The sequence below is a fragment of the Maridesulfovibrio salinus genome, assembly GCF_055394525.1.
On sequence record NZ_AP042461.1, the window covers coordinates 1735793 to 1749609 of the forward strand.

General features: G+C 47.8%; 14 protein-coding genes. 9 read left to right on the forward strand and 5 right to left on the reverse strand.

The window, feature by feature from the left end; all coding sequences use genetic code 11:
• Positions 1-25: 25 nt before the first annotated feature.
• A complete protein-coding gene (locus ACZ5PW_RS07770) occupies positions 26-1504 on the reverse strand; it encodes a glycosyltransferase family protein (RefSeq protein ID WP_464559574.1) in 1479 nt (492 codons plus the stop codon).
• 109 nt (positions 1505-1613) lie between these two features.
• Here ACZ5PW_RS07770 and ACZ5PW_RS07775 point away from each other — a divergent pair, with 109 nt between their 5' ends.
• From ACZ5PW_RS07775 to ACZ5PW_RS07800, 6 genes are all read left to right on the forward strand, one after another.
• Complete coding sequence (locus ACZ5PW_RS07775) at positions 1614-2213, forward strand: RlmE family RNA methyltransferase (RefSeq protein ID WP_464559576.1); 600 nt, start codon at positions 1614-1616, stop codon at positions 2211-2213.
• A 383-nt stretch (positions 2214-2596) separates the two neighbouring features.
• Positions 2597-3343 (forward strand): YebC/PmpR family DNA-binding transcriptional regulator, encoded by a 747-nt coding sequence (locus ACZ5PW_RS07780; RefSeq protein WP_464559578.1) that lies wholly within the window; start codon positions 2597-2599, stop codon positions 3341-3343.
• Positions 3344-3850, forward strand: a complete 507-nt coding sequence (gene ruvC, locus ACZ5PW_RS07785) for a crossover junction endodeoxyribonuclease RuvC (RefSeq protein ID WP_464559580.1) — start codon at positions 3344-3346, stop codon at positions 3848-3850.
• Entirely contained in the window at positions 3847-4461 is a 615-nt protein-coding gene (gene ruvA, locus ACZ5PW_RS07790) for a Holliday junction branch migration protein RuvA (RefSeq protein WP_464559582.1), read from the forward strand. The genes ruvC and ruvA overlap by 4 nt, the downstream gene beginning before the upstream one ends.
• Positions 4462-4485: 24 nt before the next feature.
• Positions 4486-5469: a Holliday junction branch migration DNA helicase RuvB gene (gene ruvB, locus ACZ5PW_RS07795; protein ID WP_464559584.1), complete on the forward strand. Its 984-nt coding sequence runs from the start codon at positions 4486-4488 to the stop codon at positions 5467-5469.
• 95 nt (positions 5470-5564) lie between these two features.
• Positions 5565-6998, forward strand: coding sequence for a sensor domain-containing diguanylate cyclase (locus ACZ5PW_RS07800; RefSeq protein WP_464559586.1), 1434 nt, complete (start codon positions 5565-5567; stop codon positions 6996-6998).
• 33 nt (positions 6999-7031) lie between these two features.
• On the opposite strand, the gene ACZ5PW_RS07805 is transcribed toward ACZ5PW_RS07800, so the two are convergent.
• From ACZ5PW_RS07805 to fdhD, 4 genes are all read right to left on the reverse strand, one after another.
• Positions 7032-7904 (reverse strand): transposase, encoded by an 873-nt coding sequence (locus ACZ5PW_RS07805; RefSeq protein ID WP_464559588.1) that lies wholly within the window; start codon positions 7902-7904, stop codon positions 7032-7034.
• A 23-nt stretch (positions 7905-7927) separates the two neighbouring features.
• Positions 7928-8920: a GTP 3',8-cyclase MoaA gene (moaA, locus tag ACZ5PW_RS07810; protein ID WP_464559590.1), complete on the reverse strand. Its 993-nt coding sequence runs from the start codon at positions 8918-8920 to the stop codon at positions 7928-7930.
• Positions 8921-9868, reverse strand: a complete 948-nt coding sequence (locus ACZ5PW_RS07815; protein WP_464559592.1) for a formate dehydrogenase accessory protein FdhE — start codon at positions 9866-9868, stop codon at positions 8921-8923.
• 460 nt (positions 9869-10328) lie between these two features.
• Entirely contained in the window at positions 10329-11114 is a 786-nt protein-coding gene (gene fdhD / locus ACZ5PW_RS07820; protein ID WP_464559594.1) for a formate dehydrogenase accessory sulfurtransferase FdhD, read from the reverse strand.
• Between the two features lie 250 nt (positions 11115-11364).
• Here fdhD and ACZ5PW_RS07825 point away from each other — a divergent pair, with 250 nt between their 5' ends.
• From ACZ5PW_RS07825 to ACZ5PW_RS07835, 3 genes are all read left to right on the forward strand, one after another.
• Entirely contained in the window at positions 11365-12192 is an 828-nt protein-coding gene (locus ACZ5PW_RS07825; RefSeq protein WP_464559596.1) for an ABC transporter substrate-binding protein, read from the forward strand.
• Between the two features lie 272 nt (positions 12193-12464).
• Positions 12465-13160, forward strand: a complete 696-nt coding sequence (locus ACZ5PW_RS07830; RefSeq protein ID WP_464559598.1) for an ABC transporter permease — start codon at positions 12465-12467, stop codon at positions 13158-13160.
• Positions 13160-13813 carry an ABC transporter ATP-binding protein gene (locus tag ACZ5PW_RS07835; protein WP_464559600.1) on the forward strand — a complete coding sequence of 218 codons (654 nt, stop codon included), beginning with the start codon at positions 13160-13162 and terminating at the stop codon, positions 13811-13813. Before ACZ5PW_RS07830 ends, ACZ5PW_RS07835 begins: the two co-directional genes overlap by 1 nt.
• Positions 13814-13817: the final 4 nt, after the last annotated feature.

The following is a 13817-nucleotide window of genomic DNA, read 5'->3' on the forward strand; positions in this document are numbered from 1 at the left end:
CGTGCCTTAGTTGTTGATGTGTTGTTTATGTAATAAAGTTCAGCAGCTTAGTGATTCTATCGCTGTATGTGTGTTCCTTGATAATAACCTGATGCCAAATTTTTGATAGTGTTTTTCGCAAGTTCGGCTGTGTTAGGAATTTATCGCAAAGAGCGGGTATTTCGGCGGGGTGGGTAAATGTGCACTCGTCAAGCAGATCATCCGGGAAAATGGACATACCGCCGGTTCTGTCACTGAGCAAAAATCCCCCGGCCGCCCAGACATCGAAATTCCGCTGTGTCAGTCCGCAGGGCAGCAGCGGGCTGGTGAGGTTTATTGATATACCTGCTCCGGCGTAGATTGAGGGCAGTGCAGTGTAATAGTCAACTGGTGGGCGCAGGTCCGCGTTGTCGAAAAAGTCATTCCAGCCGTCGTCTCCGAATATGGTCAGCCTTTCAGATATCTTCTTGAGCATTGTTGTCCGCCAGAGCAGGCCGGACTGTTCTGCGCGGAATCCCGTCTGTCTTATCTGTCTGTCCGGTATCAGTTCGGATTCCCCGTATTGATCTGCCCACCACCCGAAATCCGGCTTAGTTCCCGATTCAATTGCCGCCTGGGCTTTTTCCAGATCTTCCTGAGTGAAGGAACAGCCAGAAAAAAAAGTATCCTTGCCCGGAAACTTTGAACGGCCCACAAAAACAACCCTTTCTGCCAGCCCCGGGAATTTTACTACTTGCGGATTGAATATTCCGGTATCAGTGGCAAGTGGCAGGTGTGCTGTTTTTGCTGCCCCTAATTGTTTCAGCCGGGGGATGAACCAGTGGTCGGTCATCATCAGTGGAACTTTTTTCCAGTACTCCGAGCGTATGCCTGAAAGGATGTGAAAAGGATTGTCTACCATCCAGACCACAACCTTAACTCCGGCTTCCCGGAGCATGAAGTATGTCTCTCCGTAACTGTCCAGTCCATTGAAGTTCACTGAAATGAGTAGTTCCGGCAGTTCCCGGTTCAGCAGGCTGAGCAGATCCTTGCGCATTGCGTCCGGGGCAATAACCCTGTATGAGAAACCCGCGTCCGCAAGAGCTCCAGATAGCTCCGGCAGGAGAAGTGAGTTTTCGTCTCCCGGAAGCCAAACCGTTCTGTTGCGTGTCTTTTTGCATGTTCCGCTTTTGCGCAGAACTAGTTCGGCCAGAAGTGGACCCCAGAAAGAGGGGAACATTTTTTTGCCCGGTGAATAAAAAACGGTGTGGAAGTTTCTGCTGTTCAGTTCTTTCGGAGATATTTGAACAAATTTTTCCGGAAGCGATTTCAATGCAGCTATCTGTCTTTCAGCTTCAGGACATTCTATGTAATAGATAGTTCCTTCATCGGGGAAATATTCGGCTGCCTGCAAAGGGGCTGGGCCCAGACCGAGCATGAGCAGGGGGCCGGAACCGTCGAGGTCCTGAAAATGCCGTCTACCCTCAGGCAGGGTTTTCAGCTGTCCTGATTCATTTTTGATCTGTATTCTGTTCGGGCGTTGCATGGATCGTGATACTTGGCTTGCGGGCCGTAATAAGTTAATTTCCCTTTATCTATACAGCAGTCGGGCATAAATGTCTTTTTCGCCCGCTCTGGAAAACAATTTTTAAGTTATGAAACAATATAGAGATCATTATTTCAAAAGGGCTAAGAAGGATAACTATCCTGCCCGTTCTGTATACAAGCTTCAGGAACTGGACAAGAGGTTCAAAATTCTGGCAAAGGGCCAGAACGTCATGGATCTCGGGGCAGCTCCCGGATCATGGACCTTGTTTGCCGCCAAGAAAGTAGGTGAAACGGGTCGTGTACTCGGGGTGGATATCCAGTCAACCGACACTGTCTTTCCTGATAACGCCACATTCTTACAGGCCGATGTATTTGAAGATTCACCGGAACTCCTTGCTGCAATGGATAAGCAGCTTCCGTATGACCTGATAATCAGTGACATGGCCCCCAAGACAACCGGTATAAAATTTACGGATCAGGCCAATTCTCTTGAGCTTTGTGAAAGAGCCCGGGACATAGTTCCCAGCAGACTCAAGAAAGGTGGACATTTCGTGGTTAAAATCTTCGAAGGACCGGATGTTAAAGAGTATACCGATTCACTCCGCAAGATGTTTTCAAAGGTAAAATCATTTAAACCGAAAAGCTCACGGCAGGAGAGCAAAGAGATCTTTATTGTGGGGCTTGGCTTTCGTGGCGTAGAAGGGTAAGAAGATTCGTTCTTCGCTGCGCTTCCGGCGGGATGCCGATTTGGAGCAGTTTCTTTTTCCGATCAGATTATTTATTTTTTCCTTGGTTTTTTCGGTTACCGGGAGTCGAATATTTTATTGAAGTATCTGAAAAAAGATTATTCCCGGGCCAGCATTAGCTTGGGAAAAGGGATTTCATCCGCTGAGGTCCTTTTTTGTCAGAATCTTCATACTTCTTGATCGGGCAGAGTTGATATAAATATTTTTTGAAGAATCCAGTGAAACTTTCATTGAAAGTTTTCTGGCCTCCGAATTGACCGCCGGTAGGTTCATCGGAGGAAGATTAAATTACGACAGTCCCCGGAAAATTCCCGGCAGGACTTATATATTCTCAGGAGGAATAAATGGCCGGACATAGTAAATGGGCTAACATTCAGCACAGAAAAGGCAGACAGGACGCCAAACGCGGCAAAATTTTCACCAAGATGGCCAAGGACATCATTATTGCTGCTAAAAACGGTGGTGACCCTACCATGAACCCGTCTCTGCGCCTCGCAATCTCCAAAGCGAAAGCAGTGAATATGCCCAACGACAAGATTGATACCGCGATTAAAAAAGGTACCGGCGAGCTCGCGGGTGGCGATATTAACGAAGTGATGTACGAGGGATACGGTCCCGGCGGTGTCGCGGTTCTGATTGAAGCTGCTACCGATAACAAAAACCGCACTGTTGCCGAAGTTCGTCACATTCTCGGAAAAGGCGGCGGTTCCATGGGTGAAGCAGGCTGTGTTGCATGGATGTTCGACAAAAAGGGCGTCATGTCTTTTGACCCTGAAAAGTACAACGAAGACCAGCTTCTGGAAGTAGGACTTGATGCCGGTGCCGAGGATGTCATTTCTGATGATGATTCCCTTGAAGTTCACTGTGCCCCTGAAGATTTCTCGACTGTTCAGAAAGCTTTTGAAGAAGCTGAAGTTCCCGCTGCAAGTACTGAACTTTCTTTTGTTCCCAAGAACCTGGTTGAACTGGATGTGCCCAACGCCAAGAAACTTCTCAGCCTGATGGAAAAGCTCGAAGATAACGAAGATGTGCAGAAAGTGCATGTCAACGCTGATTTTCCCGATGAGCTTATGTCTGAGCTGGAAGATTAAATGGGAGAATCCGGTATTGTAATCATCGGCATTGATCCCGGGACGCGAGTAACCGGCTACGGAATTGTTCGCGAACTTTCCGGTAAAGTTACCCTGATTGATGCCGGGACAATACGAACTGATACCAAAAAGCCCATGTGCGCAAGACTGGGAACTATCTATTCCCGTATTGCCGGGCTGATAAACGACCATTCCCCGGATGAGGCGGCAATTGAAAATGCTTTTGTCGCCTCCAATCCGGCTTCAGCTCTCAAGCTTGGTCAGGCAAGGGGAGCCGCTATGGCCGCCTGTGCAGTCTCCGGGCTTGTTGTTTCCGGGTATGAGCCCACCAAGGTTAAGCAGAATCTTGTTGGGAGCGGGAGGGCTGACAAGTCTCAGGTCGCGTTCATGGTCGAGCGTATCCTTGGCGTTAAAAATACCAAGTGGGCCAATGACACAACTGACGCGCTCGGCATTGCGATCTGTCATCTCAACGAACGCAGGTTTGCGAAGGTGGCTGGAAAATGATCGCCTATATTAATGGAAAGCTTCTTGAAGCCACGGATAAGTCATGTATTGTGCTAACCCCGGGTGGGGTTGGGTATGAACTCTTTTTGACCCTTACCGCTATTTCCACCCTGCCGGAGTCCGGGTCTGATGTCAGTTACTACGTTCATTCTGTTATTCGTGAAGATGCTTTTGATCTGTACGGATTTACCTGCTTTGACGACCGTGAGGTTTTCAGGACCCTTATCTCCATCGACCGGCTTGGGCCCAAAAAAGCTTTAGCCATCCTTTCACAGTTCGGCCCGAAAGAACTTCAGGATATAGTTTTTCGTGAGGATGTTAAAAGTCTATCCATCGTCCCCGGTATAGGTCCAAAGTCCGCGCGCCAGATACTGTGGTCCCTTAAGGATAAGATGGAAAGTCTCAAGTCTGCTACGGTCCGCAGTGGAGCCTGTCCTGTTGAAGGAGACCGCAACGAATTTGTCGATGCGCTTTCCGGTTTACGTAATCTCGGTTACAGCGATGATGAGGTTCGTGAATTTCTCAAGGATATTTTCGAAGAAGAGCCGGATCTGGACGCAGGCGGTGCCATCCGTGTAGCACTGAAGAAAATTTCTCAGGCCAACAAATAATCTCACAGCAGGCAGTGCCAGATAATGAGTGACAGCAGTATTTCAGACGATCATATCAGACCGCAAAGACTGGCCGATTTCATCGGCCAGGATGACCTCAGAGACAACCTGGATGTATTCATTCAGGCTGCCCGAGGTCGCGGCACAGCCATGGACCACGCTCTCTTTTACGGGAACCCCGGTCTGGGAAAGACCACGCTTGCAAGGATTATCTCCTCCGAACTCGGTGTTAATCTTGTGTCCACTTCCGGTCCTGTTCTGGAAAGGAGCGGCGATCTTGCTGCCATTTTAACCAACCTCTCCCGTAACGATATTCTTTTTATCGATGAAATCCACCGTGTACCGGCCACTGTTGAAGAAGTGCTGTATCCGGCCATGGAGGATTTCAATATTGATCTGATCATCGGGCAGGGACCTGCCGCCCGAACCGTTAAAATTGATCTTGAGCCTTTCACTTTGGTGGGAGCTACAACGAGATTGGGACTTCTGACTTCCCCCCTGCGTGACAGGTTCGGGTGTATTTTTCGTCTGGAATTCTACTCGCCTGAAGAGCTGGCTAAAATTGTCATCCGGGCGGCCCGTATCTTCAATTTAAAGGTTACCGAAGAGGGAGCTTTGATTATAGGCAGACGCTCCCGTGGCACGCCCCGCATAGCCAACCGTCTGCTGCGCAGAGTCCGTGACTTTGCCACCGTGCATGGTGACGGGACCGTCACCGAGGATCTGGCGGATATGGCTCTGGATAAGCTGGATGTTGACCCGCTAGGCCTTGACTATATGGACCGTAAAATTCTCTCGATCCTGATCGATCAGTTCGGTGGAGGTCCGGTAGGGGTCAAGACTATTGCCGTGGCCTGTTCTGAAGAAGTCCGTACCATCGAAGAAATCTACGAGCCTTATCTGATCCAGTGCGGTTTCATGAAGCGCACGCCAAGAGGCCGGGTGGCCACAGCTAGGGCTTACCAGCATATGCAGAAAAAACTTGGTGGCCCCGGAAGTCTTTTCTAATAAAATTAACATCTTAAATTTAATACTATTATGCCAGATTTCATGTCGTGGAGGTGTGAGATCGGTGGAGCTTATATTTTTGCAGGAGGGGGGATATGTCCGTCAGGTTGAAGTTGATGACCGTTTTGACAATGATCCTCGTCGGGGCGTTTATTTTTCTGAGTCTTTTCAACTACAATGAATCACGTAAACAGGTGCGCAGCGAGATTATAAATTCATCTCTGCCACTTACCCGCGATAATATTTATTCCGAAATTCAGGCCGGCCTCATGCGACCCATGTTTGTTTCATCACTTATGGCCAATGATACTTTTCTTAAGGATTGGGCTCTCGGTGGTGAGGGTGATGTTTCCAAGATTAAAAGATATCTAGCCGAAATTCAGAATGAGTACGGATTTTTCAGCTCTTTTTTTGTTTCAGCCAAAACAGGCAAATACTATTTTCCCGGCGGAGTCCTCAAAGCCATATCAGAAGATGACAGCCATGATGTGTGGTTTTACGACTTCATAAGGAGTGGGAACCATCACGATTTTGATGTGGACACCAACGAGGCTGCTGAAAATATTCTGACCATTTTCATCAACCATCGTCTTGAGGACAACAACGGGGACCTCCTCGGTGTTACGGGGGTTGGGCTCAAGATGGATAATGTTTCAAAGCTGCTTAAAAGTTTTTCTGAAAAATACGGTAAAACCATATTTCTGGTGGACGGTAACGGTCTGGTACAGGTTCACCATAAGGTCGGTTTCGTAGAAAATATCAATATAAGACATATGCCCGGCCATAAGGATATAGCAACTCAGGTCCTTAACACCTCCGCAGTTCCTTCCATGTATAATTTTAAGCACGGAGGAGATAGGATCTACGTTACAGCTCGCTATATTCCTGAACTTGAGTGGATACTGATAGTTGAGCAGAGCGAAGAGGCCCTGCTTGATTCTGCTCGGGATAACTTTATACGGACTCTTGTTGTCGGTGGTCTGGCAACTCTGGTTATTGTCTGTATGAGTGTTCTGGTTATTAATCATTTTCAATTGCGACTCGAAAAACAGGCCGAGACAGATGAACTTACCGGGATAGCCAACAGAAGGGCATTTGAGCAGAAAGTGAATTCCGCTATCAACCTTAACAACCACGAACGCCGTCCTTTTTCGGTTGTTCTGATAGATCTGGACGGGTTCAAGCAGGTTAACGACCTTTACGGGCATGTGGAAGGGGACCGGATTCTGCGGGTGATCTCATCGGTAATAAATTCATCCATCCGTAAGTCAGATTTTTGCGCCCGCTGGGGCGGTGATGAGTTTATACTGCTGGTTGATGGGGATGATGCCATGGCAGCGGATATTGCCGAACGCATACGTTCTGCTGTCGCAGAAACGGTAGTAAACGATTCTGAAATGAAAGTAACCATCAGCAGCGGTGTGGCCCAGTATCTTGAAGGTGATTCACTTGATTCACTGACCATGAGGGCTGACAGGGCAATGTACAATGCCAAGGAAAGTGGCAGAAACAGAGTTGCCAGAGGTTAACTGGTATTACCGGATAAAATTGTTGGATTTTTATCAGTCCACGTCAGGTACAATTTTGCAGATGTAGGTGACCAGCAGGTCGAAAATATTTTTGTTCCTGTTATTGAATCTGAATTCCAGTTCTTTTAGATAGAGTGGGAAGCGGTGCGGAGAGATTCCCTTGTAACGCTTGAATCTTTCCCGTGCGAAATCCCAGAATTCTCCCTCGGATATTTCTATATGAGGGGTAACTCCCGGATATTTGCGGATATAGTCCAGAGGCAGGGAGTCATCGCCGCAAAGTATGAGCGCATCGTATTTCTGATAGCGGTCCGTGTGGATTATGGAACCGTGTCTTACAAGTTTCAGATGGAAGTTGTGATTGAAATGGAATACCGATTCCGCGGTAATATTCTGCATCAGGTCTATGAATACCCATCCGTTTTTTTCCATAATGCCGAAAACAGGTATCGCACTGCTGACAGACTTGGCAGGAACTCCGGTAAGTTTTTTTCCTTTAAGGTGGGTATGCAGCCCTGTTTCGTTGCTTAGTAATTGCCGGGCGTCTATAGCCTGCGATAAAATAGCGAATCGAAGGGCGGTTATGGCTTTATAGGTCGCGTTGTAGGAAAGGCCGAGGTCCTGTGATATGGCGTGAGCGGTATTGTCTTCAGCAAACATCTGGATAAGTCGAATCCACTCACGCGAGGAAAGACCGCCGTTATTTACCCAGCGTCCGCTCAGTTCCTGAAAAGTGTATTTGCATGACGAACAGCGGTAGCGGTTGCCATTCAGACTGTATAGTTTATGCTCCCTGCAGCGAGGACAGAATATCTTACGGTTTCCGAAACACTTATGAATAAGATAGTTGCGGGCCTCCTCTTCGGATGAGGTCAGTCTTTCAATCATCTGTTCGTTATTTTTCATGTGTTCGTTTGATCCGTAAGTGCTCATCCGCCTATGGCGGACATCTGTGTTTCGCATACTCCCTCGCAGCCGGTTCTTGATTCTAGCAGATGGTATCCGAGTGGTTTATCAAGGGTTGCCGCCGCAATTACTTTTCTGAGCGTATCATCACCAAGTGCAGGATTACGCAGGATATTGCGCAGCTTGTAGGTGCGGTCTGAAAACAGGCAGGTTCTCAGGCATCCATCGGATGTTATCCGCAGCCTGTTGCAGGTTCCGCAGAAATGGGAACTCACCGGCGATATAAGCCCGAGGCGTCCCTCTCCTTTATCAATACTGTACATCCGGGCCGGGCCGCGGTTTTCAGCTGTGCGTTTAACCGGTACCAGATTGGCGAATTCCGCGGCCTGAGTGAGTATGTCCTCAGCAGACCAGAAGCGGCTGTCCGATTTCGTGTCATCACCCATAGGCATAAATTCGATAAAGCGCAGGTCTACCGGATTCCGGCGGGCAAAATCAATAAAGGAACCCAGTTCACTGTCATTTATGCCTTTCATGGCGACAGCGTTGATTTTCACTCTGATTCCATTGGAAATACAGGATTCAATTGTGCCGAGGACATCTTTTAGGTGATCTTTTCCGGTCACCTGCTCGAAAGTTTCCCGGTCGAGTGTGTCAAGAGAGATATTGAGGCGGTTTACGCCAAGCTTTTTCAACTCCGGAACAAGCGGTTCTATAAGTGTTCCATTGCTCGTGATACGCAGGTCCATATCATTATGTTCTGACATTATCCTGCTGACGAAATCCATGAACCCTTTGCGGGCGAAGGGTTCACCTCCGGTGAGGCGAAGCTTCTTGATATTCATTCCCGCAGCCAGGTCTATAAGACGCAGCATTTCCTCGTAACGAAGAATATCCGGGTGAGGAATATATTTGAAATCCTTTGTGACACAGTACATGCAGCGCAGGTTGCATCTGTCGGTAACACTAAGTCGCAGGTAGCTTACACTGCGGCCGAGCTTGTCTTGCAATACCATTTAAAACCCCCAGACCGACAGTGTTCCCCGCTGATAACCTTCTTCCACGGCCACAAAGTCCAGCGGAAGTGACTCAAGGTCATCCAGTGCCGGAATAGAGATTTTATCCATTTCCCGGAAGTCTGTGGTTTTCATGTAGCTTTTACAGCTTTCACAAACATCCACCCTGTACCCGGGTGAATCTTCTACGGTAAAGAATTTAAGTTTTTCAGGATTGGATTCATCACAATAACCGCAGGCCAGTCTGCGGACCCGGTACTCTGTGTGGCAGAAAGAACAGTTGGCAAAACGGAATCCCTGTTTGTGGTGAAGAGTGTGCATAAAAGCAACGCTTCCACACACGGGACAGTGGGAGTGAGTTCTTGCCGGAGGCATGTCGATCTCGAATTCCAGTTCAGCACTGGCGGAACTGTCTTGAGCTTCCTTCTCCTGCCTGGGGAGATGTTCAGCAAGTTTAAGGGCCGCTGCTTTGATTGATGGGGTTATGGCCGATTGAATCAGAAAATTGAGGGTGCGGGGAGCTTCAGGAGTCTTTTCTGACCAGCCCATAAAAAAATTCTCATCGGTTTTAAGGTACGCGCTGAAGGCTTCTTTGAGATCAAGTTCACCTGAATCTATATTTTTCCTGATCATTATGCAGGCTTCGGAAATTACACCGTCAGATTTTTCCAGAACCTCTGTCAGATGTTCAAACAGTTCACAAGCCTGTTCATGGTCATACGGGAACTCTTCCCTCAGGAGCAGAGGTTTTCCCTGCAGATTTTCATCAGCAGAGGCAAGGGATGATAAGTCCGGAAGCTCAGGTTCGGCTTTCTGCTGGGCATCAAGCTGGAGCCGGGCAACGGTGGAGATCAGATCCACCAACTCTTCAGGAAGAAAAGTTTTATCGTTGAGGTCGTTGATCTTTTTTTCAAGCTGTGTTCTTGCCGCGTCATAATCGTAGCTCATTCTCTTCTCCTTGAAAGTGCCCGGAATAGTTATTGCTGATGTTCAACATGCAGTTGTCAGTTCTGCATCTGCGTTATTTAAGTTAATTTTAACACTTAAATTTACGCATATGTCTTCTTGGCACTTGCTGCATGCTAGTGTCAATTGATGTCGTTTTGACACAAATGGGCAGAAAAGCCCTGATTAGGATATTGCAGTTTGTATTTTTATACTGTTCTCAAGCGGTTAGGAAGGTATAGTCCGTGTGTCGTTGCGACACATTGTTGCGGCTGCTTAGAGTCAGGTTCTGTTCTGTTGATATAAAATCAAGTTGTTTCGGCATGTTAAGTGTGTGTCACTTGAGCTTCTTAATTTGGCGATAAATAAGTATTATTTATCGGTCGGAAGTTTATCAGTAGAAAAAACGAATGGTTATTATGTCTTTGGGCGTGCAATAGTATTGCGGGCTTTTAAATATTGTTTAAAGTCCTGAAATACGGCCTTCGTCATTATAGACCCAGAAGCCTTCACTTGAAATGTTTCCGATCAGGGTGATTCCTATTTTTCTGGCGAGTTCCACCGAGAAGCTAGTGGCTACGGCAGTAGAAGCGAGAATGGGAACCCCTATACGCACCGCTTTGAGTAAAATTTCTGAGGCAACACGGCCTGTGGAGACAATCATTTTGCCGTCAGTGGGGACATCTTCAAGAAAGCATTGTCCAACAATCATGTCTATGGCATTGTGTCTTCCGATATCTTCCCGGAAATAAAGCATTCCCTTGGGTGTGCAGAGTGAAGAGTTGTGGCAGCCTCTGGTTTTACCGTACAATGTGGAGCGGGCATGCAGTTCATTGGCATGAGTAAGGATCTGTTCGGGAGTTACAGTCAATTCGGAAGTGATGGAGCGTTTTGAGATTGTCGAAACATTTCGGCCGAAGTTCGTTCCCTTTCCGCAGCCGGACGTAATGGAATATTCCAGAACGCGGTTTTTCCATGGGTCATGCGTAACCGTAACGTCAGCAATGATGCGGTCAGGATGCTCGGTTATATGCAGATCTGTCACCTGATCACGCGTGGAGATATAAGCATCGGATTTGAGGAATCCTATTGCAAGATAGTCCGGGAACTTGGCGGTAGTCAGCAGAGTAACAACCTCGCGGCCGTTCAAATTGATTGTCAAAGGTACTTCAAGGATGCTCTTGATGTCCCTGTCCTGGAATGATCCGCCTGAGTATTCTTTAACTGTAAAGTCCAAACTGTCTTTCATGTTTCCACCCTTGTGCATTTTTTACAGGATAGGCGCAAGCGCCCTTGGTGGGCAAGTATATCTTTTCTGCTGCGGGTTCAGCACTGTCCGCATTATTGAGGGTCAGACCGTACATACTATTATGCTTGTGTTGACATAGGCGTAACTATCTGCTTTATCACTGGACTATGGTTCCGTTCCGTTTGTGCGGTGCCTTGATAATGCGGATGTCATTAACATTCATAAATCGTAAATGTTTTTTGGAGGAATGATGAAAAAATTGAAACTGTTGTTTGTTACCTTTGCCCTTGCCTCGCTCCTCGTTGCTCCGGGACTGGTAAAGGCCGAGCAGGTGCTCATGATGGCTACTACCACCAGTACCGATAATACCGGACTTCTGGATTACCTTGCACCGAAATTCAAGAAAGATACCGGCGTTGAACTTCGCTGGACTGCCGTAGGTACAGGTAAGGCACTGAAAATGGGCGCGAACTGCGATGTTGATGTTCTGATGGTGCACGCTCCTGCCGCTGAGAAAAAATATGTTGATTCCGGCGCGCTGAAAGACCGCCGCGAAGTTATGTATAATGACTTTGTTATCATCGGACCTGAGTCTGACCCCGCTGGAGTTAAAGGTCTGCCCGTTGTTCAGGCAATGAAAGCCATTGCATCAGCCAAGACTCCCTTTGTAAGCCGTGGTGACAACTCCGGTACCAATAAAAAGGAAATTTCACTGTGGAAGATTTCCGGTATGTCCGTACCTGATAAGGAAAGCTGGTACATCCAGACCGGTCAGGGCATGATCAAAAGTATCACCGTTGCCGAAGAGCGTGACGGTTATATCATGACCGACCGTGGTACTTACATTAAATACAGCGCTAACAAGAACGGTGACCCCGAACTGAAGGTTCTGGTGGAAGGCGACAAAACCCTGTTCAACCAGTACAGCGTTCTGGCTGTGGATCCTGCCAACTGCAAGAATGTAAAATATGATCTGGCAACCAAATTCTCCGAGTGGATGGCTACCCCCAATACTCAGAAAGAGATTGCCAACTTCAAACTGCTCGGCAAAAAGCTGTTCATCCCCAACGCAAAATAATTATATCTGGGGCCCTTCGGGGCCCCCCGATATCCATGCCTCACTGAATTAAAGCCGGATAATTTTCGGGCCTGTAATCGGGTCGGTATATTTTACTCCCTGCTGAAAATAACTCCTGATGTTTATCCTTGGTAGTTCATCCAAAAAAGGCGGGACGGAACAAATTCTCCGTTCTTATCTTTTGCCTTTTGAAGCTGCTCAATTTATACTCCTGAAATGGCTGCAGCGTACCTGCTGTTAATATTCAACAACAAATCTGATTAAGTTAATATATGGATTTTATTCTCAATGGTTTTCTTCATGCCTTTGTGCTGCTGTTTTCAGGTGATCCGGAAACATATTCAGCTATAAGCACCACTTTATGTGTGTCGACCATATCTATTACAGCCAGTCTTGTAATAGGTGCGCCTATGGGGTTTCTTCTCGGATATCATGATTTTTACGGGAAAAAGACCTTGCGAACTGTCGTGGATAGCCTGCTTTCGTTTCCGACAGTGGTTATCGGCCTGCTGGTTTATGCCTTTTTGTCCAGAAAAGGACCCATGGGTGAGTTCGGACTGCTTTTTACCATACCGGGAATTGCTGTGGGCCAGACTCTACTGGGACTCCCTATAGTTGTTGCGATGATGGCTACCGCCGTTGAAAGCCTGGACCGGCGTTTAAAGAATACTCTGCTGACTCTGGGGGCCGCCCATCGCCAGATTCTGCTGACAACCCTGTGGGAAGCCCGTTACAGCCTGATTCTGGCTGCTGCCGCTGCCTATGGTCGTATTGTCTCTGAAATCGGTATATCCATGATGGTGGGGGGGAATATTAAATGGCACACCCGGACTATAACCACCGCGATTGCCCTTGAAACGGGTAAGGGGGAGTTTGCCATGGGCATAGCCCTCGGCCTCGTGCTAATGATTATAGCTTTTGCGGTTAATTTTTCCATGGCTGGAATAAGAAGAAGAGCAGGACAGTAATGGGAGAATTATACAGACTTTCCCGGGTGGTACAGCAGTATAATGGGCGTACAGCTCTGGAGCTAGACTCCTTCGTGATACATGAAGGAAGTATTGTGGGACTTTCCGGACATAATGGAAGTGGGAAAAGCACACTCATGCGTATGCTGGCCTTCCTTGAGGAGCCTGCTTCCGGGCAGATCTTTTACAACGGCAGCCCGGTGGGCGGCAACGGTTCCGGCCTTCGCCGTGAAGTTACCATGCTCACTCAGGAACCTTATCTGCTTAAGAGGTCGGTTTTCCGCAATGTTTCATACGGTCTCGAGCTGCGTGGGGCCGGGAGGGAGGAGATTGAATCTTCGGTCTCCGAATCATTGATTCAGGTCGGTCTTGATCCGGACAGCTTCGTGAACCGCCAGTGGTACGAGCTTTCCGGCGGTGAAGCCCAACGGGTGGCCCTTGCCGCAAGGCTTGCCATAAAACCGCGTGTTCTTCTGCTTGATGAGCCGACAGCAAGTCTCGACCGTGAAAGCACACTGCTGATTCATGAAGCGGCTGTTAAAGTAAGAGAAAAGCATGGTACAACGCTGGTTATTGTGAGTCATGACCATCTCTGGCTTGAGGATGTTTCTGATACCATTTTCAAATTCGCTTCCGGAAAGATGGAATATTGATTGT